The organism is Williamsia limnetica (assembly GCF_003217475.1).
GTDB classification, from domain to species: Bacteria; Actinomycetota; Actinomycetes; order Mycobacteriales; family Mycobacteriaceae; genus Williamsia; species Williamsia limnetica.
Window position 1 is genome coordinate 231476 of the sequence record NZ_QJSP01000004.1, and the last position, 16364, is coordinate 247839.

The 16364-nt window shown below is 65.2% G+C and carries 22 protein-coding genes and 1 tRNA gene; 11 read left to right on the forward strand and 12 right to left on the reverse strand.

What is annotated here, in order from left to right; translation table 11 throughout:
• Positions 1-51 precede the first annotated feature (51 nt).
• On the forward strand, positions 52-1167 hold the full coding sequence (locus tag DFR67_RS08430; protein ID WP_146240401.1) for a sensor histidine kinase: 1116 nt from the start codon (positions 52-54) through the stop codon (positions 1165-1167).
• Positions 1158-1802 carry a response regulator gene (locus tag DFR67_RS08435; protein WP_110469084.1) on the forward strand — a complete coding sequence of 215 codons (645 nt, stop codon included), beginning with the start codon at positions 1158-1160 and terminating at the stop codon, positions 1800-1802. Before DFR67_RS08430 ends, DFR67_RS08435 begins: the two co-directional genes overlap by 10 nt.
• 48 nt (positions 1803-1850) lie before the next feature.
• Here the strand turns inward: DFR67_RS08435 and DFR67_RS08440 are convergent, their stop codons facing one another.
• Entirely contained in the window at positions 1851-2066 is a 216-nt protein-coding gene (locus DFR67_RS08440) for a hypothetical protein (protein WP_110469085.1), read from the reverse strand.
• A gap of 103 nt (positions 2067-2169) precedes the next feature.
• Between DFR67_RS08440 and DFR67_RS08445 the strand changes: the two genes are divergently transcribed.
• Positions 2170-2586, forward strand: a complete 417-nt coding sequence (locus tag DFR67_RS08445; protein ID WP_110469086.1) for a YccF domain-containing protein — start codon at positions 2170-2172, stop codon at positions 2584-2586.
• 23 nt (positions 2587-2609) lie between these two features.
• Here the strand turns inward: DFR67_RS08445 and DFR67_RS08450 are convergent, their stop codons facing one another.
• The 3 genes from DFR67_RS08450 to DFR67_RS08460 form a co-directional block, all read right to left on the reverse strand.
• Positions 2610-3011, reverse strand: a complete 402-nt coding sequence (locus DFR67_RS08450) for a nitroreductase/quinone reductase family protein (protein WP_110469087.1) — start codon at positions 3009-3011, stop codon at positions 2610-2612.
• Positions 3012-3031: 20 nt separating this feature from the next.
• Positions 3032-3901 (reverse strand): SCO6745 family protein, encoded by an 870-nt coding sequence (locus DFR67_RS08455; protein WP_110469088.1) that lies wholly within the window; start codon positions 3899-3901, stop codon positions 3032-3034.
• Between the two features lie 63 nt (positions 3902-3964).
• Positions 3965-4426, reverse strand: coding sequence for a guanosine-3',5'-bis(diphosphate) 3'-pyrophosphohydrolase (locus DFR67_RS08460; RefSeq protein WP_211324982.1), 462 nt, complete (start codon positions 4424-4426; stop codon positions 3965-3967).
• Positions 4427-4478: 52 nt separating this feature from the next.
• Here DFR67_RS08460 and DFR67_RS08465 point away from each other — a divergent pair, with 52 nt between their 5' ends.
• The gene (locus DFR67_RS08465; protein ID WP_110469090.1) at positions 4479-5045 is read left to right on the forward strand and encodes a GrpB family protein; all 567 of its coding nucleotides are present in this window, start codon (positions 4479-4481) and stop codon (positions 5043-5045) included.
• A gap of 9 nt (positions 5046-5054) precedes the next feature.
• On the opposite strand, the gene DFR67_RS08470 is transcribed toward DFR67_RS08465, so the two are convergent.
• The 3 genes from DFR67_RS08470 to DFR67_RS08480 are packed head-to-tail and all read right to left on the reverse strand — an operon-like array spanning position 5055 to position 7294.
• Positions 5055-5426 (reverse strand): ArsR/SmtB family transcription factor, encoded by a 372-nt coding sequence (locus DFR67_RS08470; RefSeq protein ID WP_110469244.1) that lies wholly within the window; start codon positions 5424-5426, stop codon positions 5055-5057.
• A gap of 41 nt (positions 5427-5467) precedes the next feature.
• Positions 5468-6718 carry an MFS transporter gene (locus DFR67_RS08475; RefSeq protein WP_110469091.1) on the reverse strand — a complete coding sequence of 417 codons (1251 nt, stop codon included), beginning with the start codon at positions 6716-6718 and terminating at the stop codon, positions 5468-5470.
• A 54-nt stretch (positions 6719-6772) separates the two neighbouring features.
• On the reverse strand, positions 6773-7294 hold the full coding sequence (locus DFR67_RS08480) for a DUF6328 family protein (RefSeq protein ID WP_110469092.1): 522 nt from the start codon (positions 7292-7294) through the stop codon (positions 6773-6775).
• Between the two features lie 100 nt (positions 7295-7394).
• Here DFR67_RS08480 and DFR67_RS08485 point away from each other — a divergent pair, with 100 nt between their 5' ends.
• Together DFR67_RS08485 and DFR67_RS08490 are read left to right on the forward strand one after the other, a co-directional pair.
• The gene (locus tag DFR67_RS08485; RefSeq protein WP_110469245.1) at positions 7395-8285 is read left to right on the forward strand and encodes an alpha/beta fold hydrolase; all 891 of its coding nucleotides are present in this window, start codon (positions 7395-7397) and stop codon (positions 8283-8285) included.
• A 25-nt stretch (positions 8286-8310) separates the two neighbouring features.
• A complete protein-coding gene (locus DFR67_RS08490) occupies positions 8311-9675 on the forward strand; it encodes an MFS transporter (protein WP_110469093.1) in 1365 nt (454 codons plus the stop codon).
• A gap of 27 nt (positions 9676-9702) precedes the next feature.
• Here DFR67_RS08490 and DFR67_RS08495 read toward each other — a convergent pair whose 3' ends face one another.
• Together DFR67_RS08495 and DFR67_RS08500 are read right to left on the reverse strand one after the other, a co-directional pair.
• Entirely contained in the window at positions 9703-10059 is a 357-nt protein-coding gene (locus tag DFR67_RS08495) for a DUF2834 domain-containing protein (RefSeq protein ID WP_110469094.1), read from the reverse strand.
• A gap of 46 nt (positions 10060-10105) precedes the next feature.
• Positions 10106-10900: an SHOCT domain-containing protein gene (locus tag DFR67_RS08500; protein WP_110469095.1), complete on the reverse strand. Its 795-nt coding sequence runs from the start codon at positions 10898-10900 to the stop codon at positions 10106-10108.
• Positions 10901-11105: 205 nt separating this feature from the next.
• Between DFR67_RS08500 and DFR67_RS08505 the strand changes: the two genes are divergently transcribed.
• The gene (locus tag DFR67_RS08505) at positions 11106-12224 is read left to right on the forward strand and encodes a 3-isopropylmalate dehydrogenase (protein ID WP_110469096.1); all 1119 of its coding nucleotides are present in this window, start codon (positions 11106-11108) and stop codon (positions 12222-12224) included.
• Between the two features lie 17 nt (positions 12225-12241).
• On the opposite strand, the gene DFR67_RS08510 is transcribed toward DFR67_RS08505, so the two are convergent.
• Positions 12242-13195: a ketopantoate reductase family protein gene (locus tag DFR67_RS08510; protein ID WP_110469097.1), complete on the reverse strand. Its 954-nt coding sequence runs from the start codon at positions 13193-13195 to the stop codon at positions 12242-12244.
• A 121-nt stretch (positions 13196-13316) separates the two neighbouring features.
• Between DFR67_RS08510 and DFR67_RS08515 the strand changes: the two genes are divergently transcribed.
• A complete protein-coding gene (locus tag DFR67_RS08515) occupies positions 13317-13955 on the forward strand; it encodes a vitamin K epoxide reductase family protein (RefSeq protein ID WP_342766716.1) in 639 nt (212 codons plus the stop codon).
• A gap of 26 nt (positions 13956-13981) precedes the next feature.
• Here DFR67_RS08515 and DFR67_RS08520 read toward each other — a convergent pair whose 3' ends face one another.
• On the reverse strand, positions 13982-14707 hold the full coding sequence (locus DFR67_RS08520; protein WP_170135206.1) for a hypothetical protein: 726 nt from the start codon (positions 14705-14707) through the stop codon (positions 13982-13984).
• A 101-nt stretch (positions 14708-14808) separates the two neighbouring features.
• On the opposite strand from DFR67_RS08520, the gene DFR67_RS31470 reads away from it, so the two are divergent.
• The 3 genes from DFR67_RS31470 (at position 14809) to DFR67_RS31480 (ending at position 16172) form a co-directional block, all read left to right on the forward strand.
• Positions 14809-15420: a DUF222 domain-containing protein gene (locus DFR67_RS31470; RefSeq protein ID WP_342766717.1), complete on the forward strand. Its 612-nt coding sequence runs from the start codon at positions 14809-14811 to the stop codon at positions 15418-15420.
• Positions 15421-15519: 99 nt separating this feature from the next.
• The gene (locus DFR67_RS31475) at positions 15520-15930 is read left to right on the forward strand and encodes a hypothetical protein (RefSeq protein ID WP_342766722.1); all 411 of its coding nucleotides are present in this window, start codon (positions 15520-15522) and stop codon (positions 15928-15930) included.
• Positions 15813-16172, forward strand: coding sequence for an HNH endonuclease signature motif containing protein (locus DFR67_RS31480; RefSeq protein WP_342766718.1), 360 nt, complete (start codon positions 15813-15815; stop codon positions 16170-16172). Before DFR67_RS31475 ends, DFR67_RS31480 begins: the two co-directional genes overlap by 118 nt.
• A gap of 95 nt (positions 16173-16267) precedes the next feature.
• On the opposite strand, the gene DFR67_RS08530 is transcribed toward DFR67_RS31480, so the two are convergent.
• A tRNA-Leu gene (locus DFR67_RS08530) sits at positions 16268-16353 on the reverse strand.
• Positions 16354-16364: the final 11 nt, after the last annotated feature.

A 16364-nucleotide genomic window follows, 5' to 3' on the forward strand; every position in this document is an offset into this window, starting at 1 on the left:
CGGGAGATGCGGTCATCATGAAGTCCTCATCCCAGGCGAGAAAGGCCCGCTGTGAACACCGTCGAGCGCCCCGACCTCGCAATTCGCTGGTTACGGGCAGCGATGTACGCACTCGTCACCACACTGGCGTTTCCCCTGACCGTGGTGCTCTTCGTCGTGGTGGTGGTCGCCATCCCGCTGGTACTGGTTACGGTCGGGGCGCTCGTGCTGTGGTTGTTCGTACCGTTGACCGCCGCCCTGTGCGATCTGCATCGCCGGATGGCGGCGGGCATGCTCGACCGGCCTGCCCGACGGGGTGACTACCGACTGGGCGGCAGCAAGAGCATTCTCCGCCTGCTTCATGTCTGGAGTACAGACTCGGTGCGCTGGCGCGATCTCGGCTGGCTTGTCGTCGCCTCCACGGCAGGATTCGTTCTCTCGCTGGTGGCACTCGTGTTTGTCGTCTCCATCGTGTTCCTCCCCCTCGCCGAGCCCCTGATGCAGACGAGGGCACGACTGGACCTGTGGGCCCTGAACCGCAGCCGCAACGAGGTGCTGGCGGCTCGAGTCCACGAGGTGACCCAATCGCGCGCTGCATCTGTCGATTCCGCGGCGGCGGAACTCCGGCGGGTGGAACGTGACCTGCATGACGGAACCCAGGCACGGCTGGCAGCCCTCGGCATGACCATCGGGCTTGCCGAGAGTCAGATCGAGAGCGATCCCGTTGCCGCCAAGCAACTGATGGCCGAGGCGCGGGGGTCGGCGACCGCCGCGCTCGGCGAATTGCGTTCGGTCGTACGCGGTATCCATCCGCCGGTGCTGGCCGACCGAGGCGTCGGCGCCGCCGTCGAGGCGCTGGCACTCGACATGCCGCTACCCATCACACTGAACCTGGGTGTGCGCGAGCGCCTTCCGGCTTCGATGGAGAACGCGGTCTATTTCGCAGTAGCCGAGACCCTGGCGAACATCGGCAAACACGCCCGCGCCCGCAACGCCTGGATCGCCATGGGTATCTTCGACGGTGTGCTGCGAGTAGAGGTGGGCGACGACGGGATCGGCGGGGCGGCAGCCACCGGTTCCGGCCTGCACGGGGTCACCCAACGACTCGTCGCCCTCGACGGAAAAATGTTCGTACACAGTCCCGTCGGTGGTCCGACCATCGTGTCGATGGAGGTCCCGTGCGGGTAGTCATCGGCGAAGACCACGCGCTCCTGCGTGACGGACTGACCAGGATTCTCGCCGCGCATCAGATGGAGGTCGTCGCGGCCGTCGACAACGCGACCGAACTCGACGTCGCCCTGACCGACGAATCCGTCGACGTGGCGGTGCTCGACGTCCGGATGCCGCCGACGTTCTCCGACGAGGGGCTGCGCGCCGCCATCAAGATCCGCGGCCGGCGGCCGGGCTTTCCCGTCCTCGTGCTCTCTCAGTACGTCGAACAGCTGTATGCCCGGGAACTGCTCGAGAGCGGCGAGGGTGCGGTCGGGTACCTCCTCAAAGACCGCGTGGCAAACGTGGCCGGGTTCATCGACGCGGTTCGGCAGGTGGCCGCGGGCGGTACGGTACTGGATCCGGAGGTGGTGTCGCAGTTGCTGACCGGGCAACGAGCCGACGGGCCGCTGGAGCGCCTGTCCGTCCGCGAACGAGAAGTGTTGGCACTCATGGCCGAAGGGCGTTCCAACGCGGCCATCGCGGAGGCGATGTTCGTGTCGGAGAAGGCCGTCAGCAAGCACTCCAACAGTATCTTCACCAAGCTCGACCTACCGGTGTCCGCCGATGACAACCGCCGGGTGCTCGCCGTACTCGCCTACCTGGGTGTCTGAGCGCTATTCGAGTCCCTGAGCGCTATTCGGGCCCCTGCCGCTCAAGCCCTAACCCCGCGCCACGTTGTAGAGCAGCGTACTGCCGGCCAGCAACACCCCGGAGATCACGGCCGGCCAGAGCCAGGCGTTGAACAGATCCGACCGGAATGCCACGACCACCCAACCCATGACGAGCAACGCAGTGCTCAGCGTGGTGACCACCCGGACGACAACGATCATCGTCACGCCGACCGACCACAGAACTTCGCGAAACCCGAGCCTCATTGCAACACCTCGATTGTGAACAAGTACCTAATCTTGTCCAACAACCGAGGCGCTGAGAACCATTCACCCGTGCGTCACGCGTCACATTTGGCAGAATGAACGGATGAAGACCATCCTGAACGTCATCTGGCTCGTGCTCTGCGGATTCTGGATGGCGTTGGGATACGTCGCCGCCGGAATCATCTGCTGCATCCTCATCATCACGATCCCCTTCGGTATCGCGTCGTTCCGAATCGCGGCGTACGCGCTCTGGCCGTTCGGCCGTACCGTGATCCGTAAGCCGACTGCCGGGGTCGGATCAGCGATCGGCAATGTCATCTGGCTGATCTTCGCCGGTATCTGGCTGGCCATCGGGCACATCGTCACCGGCATCGCGCTGTGCATCACCATCATCGGAATCCCGTTGGGAATCGCGAGCTTCAAGATGGTGCCGGTGTCGCTGCTTCCGCTGGGCGCGGAGATCGTCGACACCGACGGCGGCGGAATCTACGCGCCGCCGCCCCGCCAGACCGCGTACTGAAACGCCCTGGCGCCGATCTCGTCCTAAGCGGGTACGAGTTCGACGACCGGGATGACCCTGGACGTCTTCTTCTCGTAGTCGGCGAATCCCGGCATCACCGCGACCTGTGCGGCGAAGAGCCGGTCACGCTCGGCGCCGGTCACCTCGGTGGCCGTGACCGGGACGGTCTCGGTACCGACCTCGATGGTGGTGGACGGCGCGGCCTTGATGTTCTTGTACCACTGCGGATCGATGTCGGCACCGGCATAACTGCCGAAGATGTAGCGCTTGCCGTCGGCTTCCAGATACACCAGCGGTGCCACGTACTCTTTGCCGCTCTTGATGCCCTTGTGATGCAGGAGCAACAGCGGGGCGCCTTCGAAATTGCCACCCACCTTGCCGTCGTTGGCCCGGAACTCCGCGATGATGTCGTCGTTGAAACCCATGGTGGGAGTCTAATCCTCGATCAGCCGACGTCGTCCAGATCGAGGCCGATCGGTGTTTGAGGCGGAATCTCTCCGCTGGCGACCACGACTTTGGCGAGGGACATCAGGGCGGATGTCAGGTCCTCGACGTCGGCGTCGCGAAGTCCGGCGTAGGCCGGTGCGGCCAGGCGATCGGTGGTCGTTTCGATCTCGCCCTTGAGTGCCCGTCCGGCCGGCGTGATCCCACCGGAATGCTCGAGGAGCCCGCGGTCGGCGAGAGCCGCTGCCAGCGTCTCCCACTCGGCTTCGGTGTAATCCCGGCTGGTCTCGAGCACCGACCGTGGTGTGGCGGTGGCCATTGCGTGGAGCACCCCAGCCTCGCGGCCGGTGATGCCCGCGGCGGTCAGCGCCGCGACATGTCCGTCGCCGCGGTGTTCACGCAGCAGCGTCGCCGTATGCCAGAGCGCGCCGTACCGATCGCCCGGCCACGCAAGCGCGGAATTCGCGGCGAACAGTGCCCGCCCACCGAGGTCGGCCCCGGTGACGGCCGGACGCAGCAGCGCGACCACACGGTCGGCTGCGTCTTCGCCGTCCTCGCCGAGCATCCGTGTCAGTGTGGCGACTGCGGCGTCGCGCCGGACTGTCAGTGCCGTTTCGGGCGGCGCGTAGTCCCAGGCGTCGGGGAGTGCCCGAGCGACGCGCCCCGGGGCGAAGTTGTAGAACAGTGCCGTGACGATCTCGGGACCCACGGGACCTAGCGGCGCCGACCGGCCTGCGAAGTAGCCCATCCAGAAGCCGCGGTACCCGACGGCGGCCATTGCCTCTCGGGTCTCATCGGAGAAGTAGGTGACGGCGTGGATCGGTTCCAGCAGCCGCCACAGGCGCCGGGCGGTGGACAGGTCGATGGCCATGCGTTCGAGGATGCCACTGCTGCCGCGGCTACGACACGTTTGTGCGACGCCCGATCCGATCTACTACAGGGCGGCAGCCAGCTCCGCAGCGCCCAGCTCGGAGTAGGCCAGTCGATACTTCGAGCGCAGCCGATCCTGCGTGTCGGCGGGCAGACGCTCGAGCCGTTCCGGATCGGTGTTGTCAGCCAAGTCTGCGAGTTTGACCGCGAGTGCCATCTGGTCGGTCCTGATGCCGGCGTAGTAATCGATGGGCGCGACATCACTGGTGCGGGTGAGCAGGGTCACCGCGACGACGACCGATTCGGGGATCCCGGCTTTGCGCAGGTCGTTGGCGGTAAACGACGAGTCTTCGATGACGTCGTGCAGGAGTGCGGTCGCGATGTATTCGGGTTCGCGAGGCGCGACCCGCGATGCCACCGACCGCGGGTGGACTATGTACTCCCCACCCACCTTGTCGACCTGGCCGCGGTGTGCGCGCTCGGCGATGGCATCGGCGACACCGATCAATTCACGGCCGCTCAACACCGTTGTCATAGGCACGCTCCTCGACCTGTGTGGTGGTTTTAGGCTGGCATATATGGAACCCGACGTCGAGTTGATCGGCGGAATCGAACATCGAACGATCATTCTGGTCGCCTACGATCCGGCGTGGCCCGCGGACTTCGCTCGCGAACGGCAGCGGATAGAGGCCGCGCTCGGTCCGGCGGCTCTCCGAATCGACCACATCGGCTCCACGTCGATTCCCGGCCTGTCAGCGAAACCGATCATCGACATCGACCTCACCGTCCGCGATCCTGACGATGAACCCGCCTACCTGCCTGCGCTGGAGTCTGTCGGGTATCTGCTCCGGGTCCGCGAGCCCGGCCATCGCATGGTGCGCACCCCGGAACTCGACGTGCACGTCCACCTGTGCGCCTCCGGCAGCGATTGGGAACGTCGGCATCTGTTGTTCCGGGATTGGCTGCGGCACAACGTCGAAGACCGTGACAGGTACGAGAGCCTGAAGAAGTCCCTGGCAGCCCGAGAATGGTCGGACATGAATGACTACGCCGCGGCGAAAGGTCCGCTCATCCGGGAGATCACCGGCCGGGCTGAGCAGTGGGCTCAGCGGACCGGTTGGCGGGTCCGCTCGACCGCGGGATGAGCCGCTGCCTCATTCGTGGGGTGGTTCACCGGTCACAGTGTGATCGGCATGATTCATCGCCTCTTGCACCAACCGCACGAGGTGGCCGTCGCGGATGCGATAGATCACCCGCTGGCCTACCTTGCGGGTCTGAACCAACCCGGTGAACCTGAGTTTCGCAAGATGCTGGCTGACAGCAGTTCGCGAAGCACCGACGGCGCCGGTGAGACTGGTGACGTCGGCCTCGTCAGTGGTCAGCACCCAGAGGATGTGAAGCCTGGTCGGATCGGCGAGCATGCGTAGCGTCTCACTCGCCGCCGCCAAGCGGTCTGCATCGGGAATCACACGGTGGGAGAGGGTCTTCGGCGACACCCGAGCACTCGGCAAGGTTTCCTCGCCCATCGCGCTCGCCTTCTCTCCGCACATGTCCCCGCAGTGGACGGTCATCGCTTCGGGCCCGGCATCACTGCCGCGCCGGACTCGACGCGTGTCGGCCACATCCGGGCCGCAACTACGGTGGCGAGTATAGCGAGCGCGGAAAGGATCAGCGCGGCCTCGACCTGTCCGACACCGGCACCTACCCACCCGGCGATCGGGTAGGTCAGCAGAAAACACACATGGGAGAGCGAGAACTGCGCTGCGAACGCAGCGGCCCTCCTGTCTGGCGGGCAGCCGTCGACGATCAGACGAGCCGCCGGCGTCGTCATCAGACAACCGCCGACTCCGAGCACAACCCACGTCGCCATCAGCAGGACTGGCTGCCCCGGAGCGGCGAAGAGAATCACTGACACCACGGCCAGTCCGGTCGACGTCAGCACCGCGCCCCCGAGCATCACCGTCCGCACTGCTACGGAGCGCAGGAGGCGCGGCAAGAGCAGCGCCGTGATCATCGATCCGGCGCCGAAACACCCAAGGGTGGCAGCGACCATCGCATCGCCCCCGCCGAAGGTGTCCCGGACATATACGACGGTGTTGACCATGACCAGCGACGTCCCGGCAGCGACGACCACATTGACCACGAGGAGCCCCCGCAGAGCCGGATTCGCGGCCATGTCGCGAACACCTCGCACGATGCGGTGCCGACGGGTCCCCTCCTCCGGGAGCCCCGTCGCCGGGAGCGAGAGAGCCGGCGGCAGAACCGCGCCGACCACCAGCACAGCCGACAGCACGAATCCGACCACCGTGCCGACGAACAACACGTTGTACGTGACCACCGTCAGAAGTCCGGCAGCAAGAACGGGACTCAGGACGGCTTCGAGGTCGTAGGCCAGCCGCGAGAGCGAGAGTCCGCGGTTGTAGTCATTCTCGGTCGTCAGGACGGATGGGATGACGGATTGAAAGGCCGGGGTGAAGGTGGCCGACGCGGCTTGTAACGCGAAGACCAAGACGTAGATCAGCCAGACCTTTTCCACGAACGGCAGACTCAGGGCGATGAGAACGCGCACGACATCGGCGCCGACGAGCAGCGTCTTCCGCGGAACTGCGACCGTCAGCGCGGAAACAACGGGCGCCACAACAACATAAGCGACCATCTTTATCGCCAACGCCGTACCGAGAACGGCACCCGCTTGGGGTCCCGCAATGTCGAAGGCAAGCAGACCCAACCCCACCGTGAGGAGCCCGGTCCCCACCAGTGCCACCACCTGGGCCGCGAACAGATGGCGGAAAGTGCGGTTCGCCAGCACACCCCTCATGCCGACGATGCTAGCTGTATGTGCGCAGTTGCGCACTTACAGCAACGCCAGCTCTTAAACCGGCTGGTCGTGCGTGTCCTGCTCGTCACCGAGCTCGCGGTAACGCCACGGGATCGCGAACCAGAACGAAAGGAACAGGACAACCGTGACCGCGCCCGCAACCCAGCCCGCCGTTCGTCCGATGACGAGCTCGAACACCAGCGTCATGACACCGGTCAGTGCGATACCGAGCAACACCAGACCGCCGAGCGCGCAACGTTGGGACGCGTCGATGAGCGTCTTGAGGCGGTGCCGACGGAAGAGGATCCGATGCATGGAGGCAGGTGCGAGCAGCAGAATCGTCGCACCGACCGAGGCGCTCACCGTGATGAGGTAGATCGTCTGGAAAACATTGTCTTGCAGGTAGAAACGGTCCTGAAACGGGACCGTCAACAAGAATCCGGTCAGGAGTTGGACACCGGTCTGCACCACCCGTAGTTCTTGCAGGAGGCCGGACCAATTCCGGTCGAGACGCTGGGTCGGAGTCTCGTTGCGCTCTCGCCCATTCCAGTCGTCATCACCGAATTTGTCTTTCACCTGATCATCGTCTGCCCGTTCGACCCCACTGGCAAGCGGCTGGAGATTCTTGGTGGATATGGTCCAAGGAGAGGAATGATCTGGCGACGAGGAGATGGTGATGACAGCGGACGCGGCTGCTACGGCACCCCGGTGGTTCCGGACCGCCCTCGAAGAGATTCCCGAGCGACGGTCCGTCGAGGTCGCCGGTGGATCGGTCCAGCTTCGTTGCTGGGGACGTGAGAACACCCGCGGCGTCGTGTTGGTCCACGGTGGATCGGCCCATTCGGGCTGGTGGGACCACATCGCTCCACTGCTCGCTGCGTCGCATCGAGTGGTTGCGCTCGATCTGTCCGGGCACGGCGACAGCGACGTGCGGTCGCAGTATCCGCTGGGACTCTGGGCCGACGAGGTCATCGCGGCTGCGCAGGCCGGCGGTATCTCCGGCTCGCCCTACGTGGTCGGACACAGCATGGGCGGATGGGTCACCGCGGCGGTCGGGGCACTGCGGGGCTCCGACGCGGCGGGCTTGGTGATCATCGACTCGCCGCTGTTCGACGAGCCGCCGGAGGAGGTCATCCTGAGGCAGCTCAACCGTAAGTCGCGGGCCTACCCGACCAGGAGTGAGATCGTGAGCCGCTTCCGGACGGAACCGGTGCAGGACACCCTCTTGCCTTATGTGGCGCAGCACGTTGCCGAAGAGTCCGTGCGCGAAACCGAAGCCGGATGGATCTGGAAATTCGATCCGGACATGTTCCGCAAACGTCACCAGAGCGGCGACCGCGTGCAGTTGCGCAAGCTGCTCCCCGGGGTTCAGGTACCCGCCATCTACATCCGCTGCGAGCTCGGGATGGTCAGCCCCGACATGGCTCGCGAGATCGCCGGACTCTTCGGGCGACCTGCGACCGTCGTCGAACTCGCCGACGCAGGTCACCACCCCATGATGGATCAGCCGCTGCCGCTGGTGGCGACCTTGCGAACCGTATTGGCGCAGTGGGACAGCCAGCGGTGACCACCGCGTCACCGCTGCCGTACTGATGGCGCCGGAAGCAACCCGGCCACAGGGCCACGGGATCCTGCTGTTCACGCTCGGCCTGCTCACCACGATCACCGCCATCGTGAGCAGCCTCGGCGCCCCGCTCATCCCCGCGATCGCCGATGACTTCGACATCGCCATCACACAAGCGCAATGGGCTTTGACAGCAACACTTCTCACGGCGGCGGTGGCAACGCCCATCATCGGGCGTCTCGGTGCGGGCCCGCTGCGGCGGCCGACGATCCTGACCGGCCTGGTCATCGTCACGCTCGGATCCATACTGTCCGCTGTCGAGTTCGGATTCGTCCTCATGGTGGTGGGGCGCACCATGCAGGGCGTCGGTCTCGCGTTGGTCCCGCTGGCGCTGGCCGTTGCGCGGGAGGTACTTCCGGCAAGCCGGCTGCCGTCCGCGGTGTCGATGCTCTCGGTTGCAGTGGTCGCAGGCGCGGGTTTGGGCTATCCCCTGACCGCAACTGTGGCTCAGTATCTCGGCGTATCGGTGGCCTACGCGATCGGCGCAGCGCTCAGTGCCTTCACCCTGGTGATGGCGGTGCGTTTCATCCCGGCGTCGACGTCGGCGACTCGCATGCGGGTCGACTGGTGGGGCGCGCTTCTGCTGTCCCTGGGGATGGTGGGCGTACTGCTCGCCGTCAGTCAGGGCGATCACTGGGGCTGGGGGTCGGCGCTGACCATCGGCCTCGCGGCGACCGGTGTCCTGTTCGTCTTGGTTTTTGTCGTCTGGACGCTGCGCAGCAGCAATCCGCTCGTCGACCTTCGACTGTCGGCACGGCCAGGAGTCGCTGCGCCCAACCTGATCGCGTTCGGGGCCGGGCTCGCGATGTACACGTTGCTGACCCTGACCATCGTCATGGTGCAGAACGACGAGTGGGGGCTGGGACGGTCGATCATCATGGCCGGCCTGACACTGCTGCCGTACTCCATCATGAGCGTGACAGGGAGCCGATTCGCGCTCGCCGCCGCCCGGCGACTGGGCCCGAGGATCATCCTGCCGATCGGCTGCGCCGTCTTCATCTGCTCAACAGTCGGATTGGCGCTCGCGCACAGCAACATCGTCTGGGTGCTGATCTGGACGGGAGTCGGTGGCCTCGGCAGCGGCTTCACCTTCTCGTCGCTGGCGGTGCTCATCGTGCCCCATATCCCGCAGGAGGAGACCGGCAGCGCGATTGCCTTCAACACCGTGCTGAGGTATCTCGGCTTCTGCGTCGGCAGCGCAGCCAGTGTCGCCCTGGTGGCGGTCTACGGCGGCGGCGACCACGGCTTTGTCATGACGCTGCTGACGATGTCGTCGGTCTTCGCACTCACGGGCGTCGGGGCGTGGATCCTGACGCCGCGCGAAGTGCGCTGAAAGCGCTACTCAGTGTGGCGGGGGGATTCAGCCGCGGCGTTCCACAGCGAGGTCCCTGGCGAGCAGGAAAAACGGTATCGCGGTGGCGATGCCGACCCCGAAGGTCATCACGAACGACGCGACCCACCAACGGATGATGCCGAGCTTCTTGGCCTCGACGATCGCCCAGAGGTGAAAACCCACAACCACATAGAGCAGATCGACCATCGCAAACCGGCCGGGGGCCGTCTTGTGGATGTCTCCGACGAAGAAGTCCAGGACCGACTTCGGGCCGTTCTCCTTCACGTATGGCACGGCGATCGCGTTCTGCGTCACGAACGCGGCGATGAACGTCGCCGCCAATGATCGACGACGCCAGGTGTCGATTGTGGTTGTGTCCGGCATGGCTACTCCTCGGGTTGGTGGGTGTGAGCCCAGTCAACCCCGTAACTCAGAGCCTGCCGAGTAACTCGGCTTTCTTCGTGGAGAATTCATCGTCGGAGAGGATGCCGCGCTGATGCAGTCCGGCCAGTGACTCGATGGCGGCGACGATGGCATCGGCGTCGCTGATCCCGGCGAGTGGCCGCTGCGCGGGGACAGGCGGAGACTGCGTGGGCTGGGTCGGCGGCGCCTGGGGCTGGGTCGGCGGCGCCTGGGGCTGGGTCCGGGACTGGGGTTGGGGCGGGGAGCCGATCTCCGACAAACTCGACACGTCGAATGTCCCGAACTGGCTCGTGAAGTTCACCGAACCAGAGGCGCCGCCCTGCTGTTGTTGAACTCCGCCGATCCGGTGCTCACCGGTGTCGTAAACCCGTGTCACACCGCCGGTTTGAACGGCGAGCCGGCGGGCGTTCGGAAAAATGGCATAGCGGGCGTTGTTCTGCGCGCCGGAGGAACTTGGGCTGCCGAGGTCGGCGGGCCACCAGTTGTTCGACGTGAACCCGCGCTGATCAGCAGTGGCCATCGGGGGGAAGACCGTGGTGGTGGCCAGCAGTTGCGAGAGCTCACGGCACAGACCGTCGACCCGGGCCTTGAGCCCGTTGTCGAACATGTTGCCGACCATCGTCATGCCGCCGCGCATCCACTGCCCTGATCCACCCAGTTCAGGGATGGAGAATTGCGCCATCGTGCCACCACCGTTGTTGACGGCGACCAGCATCGCGAACACTGCGTCCTGCGAAAGCGAATGACGCTGCGCGATGTCGGCGATGGCACTCTCGGCTTCGGGGGTGACCGCTGCCCTCATAGTCGTGAATCTTTCGTCGTGGCGGATAGGTCCGCAGCCTAACTCACGTCGAGACACTCGGGCAGTCGAGAAACCGCTCTGCTCGCGCGGCGGCGCAGACTCACCCTGGCTTATGGAAATGATGTTTGCGACAATTGAGAATGAGCTTCCGCAGCGGCCGGTAGCCGCCATACTTCGCTTCTCTCCTCACGTAAAGGACACTCGCTTGCGCACACACAACCTTGCAGTCATCGGCGGCGACGGAATCGGACCGGAGGTCACCGCCTGCGCGTTGACCGCGATGAAGGTCGCGGCCGATCGTTTCGGATTCGAGCTGCGCACAACCGATTTCGATCTCGGATCCGAGGCATATCTCCGGACCGGAGAAGCCCTTCCGGCCGTGGTCGCGGAGCAACTGCGTGCATTCGATGCCATCGTGCTCGGTGCCGTCGGCGATCCACGAGTGGACCCTGGCGTCCTCGAGCGTGGCCTCATCGTGGCCCTGCGCACCCTGTTCCACCAGTCTGTGAACATCCGACCCGTGCGGCTCTACCCGGGTGTCGTCAGCCCGGTGACCGCGGTGACCGCCGACAACTGCGACCTCGTGATCCTGCGGGAGAACACCGAGGGCATCTACACCGGCGGCGGCGTGATGGTGAAGGACGGGACACCCGATGCGATCGCCATCCAGCATTCGATCACCACCGTCCCGGCGACGTCGGAGATCGTGGAGTTCGGCTTCCGGATGGCCTCGGCGAGGAGAAAGCGACTGACCCTGTGCCATAAGAAGAACGTGCTGCTCTACACAGGACGGTTGTGGCAGGAGATCGTCGATCAGATCGCGGAGCGCTACCCCGACGTCGAGCACGACTACGTGCACGCCGATGCGATGTGCCAGCATCTGATCCTCGACCCGGGCCGGTTCGACGTGGTGGTCACGCCCAACCTGTTCGGCGACATCATCAGCGACCTCGGAGCCGTCGTCCAAGGTGGGCTGGGCGTCGCCGCGAGTGCGAACTTCAACGTCTTCGGGTCTGCGCCCAGCATGTACGAGCCGGTGCATGGTTCCGCACCGGACATCGCCGGAACCGGGCGGGCGAACCCCACCGCCGCGGTGCTGTCCGCAGCGCTCTGCCTGGCCGGGCTCGGCGAAAGGGAAGCGGCTCTCACGCTCGAGGCGGCGGCGGCGTCCGTGCTGGCCGAAGGCGGCGACAAGGCCGGGCAACAGGTGGACACCGCCGAGGTGAGCGCCCGTATCGCCGCGCGGGTGGCCGAGATCGACGTCCCGACCGCCACGGGATCACTCATGCAGACCCTGGCGTCGCTGGCACCGCAGCCTGTCTGAAGGAGAGCGGGGTCGCCTCAGCCGATCCGGGTGACGTCCGCATCGTGGATGTATCCGGACTCGGCGGCGTGCGCCAGATCGACCACCACCGAGTTCACCGGCGTCGGCACGCCGATCTGGGCCCCGACGCGCACGATCGACCCGTTGATGGCGTCGACCTCCGCACGCCGGCGCAGCTCTGCGTCCAGGCGCATCGACGGCTTCGCGTCACCGATGCGCAGGCCCAGGGTTCGGATGTACTCGATCGGATCTCCGACGTCGATCGTCACGCCCAGCGCGTTGGCGACGTCGAGTGCCTCGAGGGCGCAGGCCGACGCCACCCGCCACGACTTCGGGTCGTTGATGATCTGCGCGATCGTCAGACCGGTGAGAAACGAAGATCCCGAGAACGCGACATTGATCAGCAGCTTCTCCCACACCATCTGATCGATGTCGTCGAAGATGGCGACCTTGAAACCGGCGCTCGACCACACCTGCGCTCCGAACTCCAGGCGCTCGCGCGGAAGGCCACGGTAAGCCCCGAACCGGGTGATCTCACGGCCGTTGTGGTGGGCCTGACCCGGCGTCGGGATCGACGCCCCGAACCCGCCGACGACTCCCACCGCGATCTGGGCGGCGTCGATGGAGTGCGCCACCACCTCAGGTGAGCCGAGCCCGTTCTGAATCGTCTGCACCACCGTGTCGGGTCCGATCAGGCCTGCGGACGACTTCGCGGCAGCTTCGGCATCGAAGGATTTTGTCGCGATGATCACCAGGTCGCACACCCCGATGTCGTCTGTCGTTGTCGACATTGACGCCAGGCGAACCGTTCGGTCCCCGGAATCGCCGTAGACGCGCAGCCCATCGGCGTTCACCGCGGCTACGTGGTCTGTCCACAGCGTGACGCCGTGCACCTCGTGCCCCGCCTCCTGCATCAGCCCGGCGTACACCGAACCCATTGCGCCACAACCGACGATTGCCACCTTGGCCATGCTCGAGTCCTTCTCTGATTCGGGGGAGCATCCAGTGGATCACACTAAGCATTCGCTCAGCTCGAGCGGACCCGGCCCGCGTAAGCTACTGAGCGAAGTAGGGGCAGTTCAGGAGGAGTAGATGGCGTCGGTGCTCGATTCTGAGATGCGCGATCCGGGGGCGCCGGTTGACGTCGACGCCCCGGTCCTGTTCCCGAAGCTGCTGCCGTGGCTGTTGGCCGTGTGCGGAATCGTCGGATTGATCGCGTCCTTCACCTTGACGGTCGAGAAGTTCGAGCTGGCATCCGATCCCGGCTACGTTCCGTCGTGCAGTATCAATCCGGTCGTGAACTGCGGCTCGATCATGGACACCTCGCAGGCGGCGGTGTTCGGATTCCCGAACTCACTGCTCGGCATCGCAGGCTTTGCCGCCTTGCTCGCCGTCGCGGTCATGATGGGCCGGACCCCGCAGCGGTTCGTGCTGATCGGCCTGCAGGTCGGACTGACCGCCGCCCTGGTGTTCGTCCACTGGCTCATGTTCCAGAGCTTCTACCGCATCGGTGCGCTGTGCCCGTACTGCATGGCGGTGTGGGTCGCCGTGGTGCTGGCCTTCTGGTATGTGAGCCTGCGCAGCGCAGACGAGTTCGCCACCACCGGACGCGCGCGGCGCGTCGTCGACCGACTGGTCTCGGTCCACTCCGTCATCCCGGTGCTGTGGGTGCTCGTCGTGATCGGGTTGATCACCGAGCGGTTCTGGTACTACTGGTCAACCCTGCTCTGAAGTTCCCGCCGTCCAGCCGGCATCGCTCATCTCTCCAGCTGGCCGGCGACGCGCTGTTCCAGTTGTTCGGTGGTGGCCACCGGTAAGACGATCAGACCGTCGAGTTCTTTGCGCGCCTTCGCGTAGGCGCTGCGCCGCTCTTCCGGACTCGCGCCCGGGTCCTGGGCGAGGTTGATCAGCCGCTGGGCACGCAGCAGGCGTTCTTGCTCGTCGACGCTGAACCCGGATCGGCGGCGTCGTTTGGCCTCGGTCTCGGCGATGTCGAACGCGGTGGCGTAGTCGTGGACCAGATCTCGATACTCCCGTTGTCTGTCGGGATCCTCCACGAGGTCATCGACCTTCTCTGGCCGCAACAGGTCCGCCCGGCGTTTGGCCCGGTGGAAGTCGACGGTCAACGGGTCGCGCAGATCGATCATCATCGGATAATCCAGCAGCGTCGCGGCATCTGTCTCGTACGCGAACCACCGCGCATCCGTCTGATTGTGCTCGTCCATCGACTTGGCGATTGCCCGCCTCACCGCCTCGACGTCGATACGACGCTGACCCGATGCCTCCGCTTCGGCGATCTTCGCCTGCTGTTTCAGTCGGTACCGTTCCTGCCGCCGTTGCGCCCGGCGCTCGTTCGCAGCACCGACTGCCTTGAAGGCGCCGCCGACCGTGCCACCGAAGACGAACACCAGCCACCAGTAGTTGCCGACGAAGTTCCAAAAGGCATCCACGGGTCCAGCATGCCACTGAAACCACCAGGCCATGCATGCTCGACCGCGCTCCGCGGAGCGCATCAGAACCTCTTTGTCGGTGGGTCCGGATACTGTCACCGCAGAACTGAATCAGGGGTCATCAGGGGGCAGAAGTGTCGGTCAACGCAATCGAGCCACAACCGTTCGGAGTGGTGGACGGGTCGTCGAACATCTTCGACACAGCCGATCCCGCAGGGTTGTCGGATGTTCAACTCACTGAACGAGTCGTCGGATACGCCAGTCAGATCGCGGCCTTGACCGCACAATTCTTCGACCTGCTCGTCGAGTTCGACAACCGTGGAGTATTGAACGGCGAAGGAATCCGTTCCTGCCCACAATGGCTCTCTTGGCGCACCGGACTGTTCCTACGCACCGCCCAAGACCACCTGCGCATCGCCCATGCACTCACCGAACTGCCACACCTGCACAACGCATTCCACGACGGACGGCTGTCGTACTCGAAAGTTCGCGCACTGACCCGCGTCGCCACCGTCGACCGCGAACAAGAATTGCTGTCAGTAGCGCTGTCAGCAACGGCGGTACAGGTCGAGCACCTCGTTCGATCCATCGAACACGTTGACCACCGCGACGACGACAGCGCAACGAAACCAGCCGATTCCGACGCCCGGTGGCGGTGGAATGACGACGGAACGCTATCGGTGACCATGCGGCTGCGACCGGTCGACGGCGCCAGGTTCCTTGCCGGCGTGGTGCGTAGCGAGTAGCAACGCACCCGCACCGGCGACGACCACGATCTCCCTACCGACATCACCAACAGCGGGCCCGCCGAGAATGCTCCGGCGAAAACTGATCTCTGGCGGCACGTGCCTTTGAACATCGCCGACGCAGTCGTCGCGATGGCCGACGCCGCCGCGACCATGACAGACATGCCCGAATTCGCCCCCGGTGCCGAAATCGTGATCCACACCGATGACGAGGACACCCCGAAAGATCTACATCTCGACGGCGGGCCGGGACTGTCCGAGACCGACGTCGACGAAGCGGCGTGCGGCGGATCAACGCGCACCGTCGGACATCGCAAGGACCGTCGTGGCAAGTGGGGTGTCGCGATGACTGGGGACGCAAACGCAGATTGCCCACCAGGTCTTTGCTCCGAGTGCTGTTTGAGCGGGACCGCGGATGCCGCCACCCCGGCTGCTGCCGCACCCGGCACCTACATGCACACCATGTCCGGTTATGGCGCAACGGTGGCACTACCGACGCAGACAACCTGATCCTGTTGTGCTCGAACCACAACTCCCACCGGCTGGCAACCCAACCCGAAAATCGCACCAGACGCCGTCGAGCCCGTCGGCGGCGGACGCCTCGACCTCGGCTACACCACCGAAGTCCTCTACGCGGCATGGGAGTTGCGCACAGGACAACACGACAGTCCAATGGCCGCGTGACCGCGCCCCGCGGCGCGTGGCTGCAACTGGGCAGATCGTCACGTTGCTGTGGACACCGGCGGAAATAGCACCGCACATCGGTGATGAGTGATTGGCAATGCAAAAAGGTCAGGCCGCATTTCTGCGACCTGACCTTGATCCCGCATCTGAGCTGAACTGCTCGTGGTGGGCGAAGGGGGACTTGAACCCCCACGTCCCGAAGGACACTGGCACCTGAAGCCAGCGCGTCTGCCATTCCGCCACTCGCCCGTGGCTGCCCC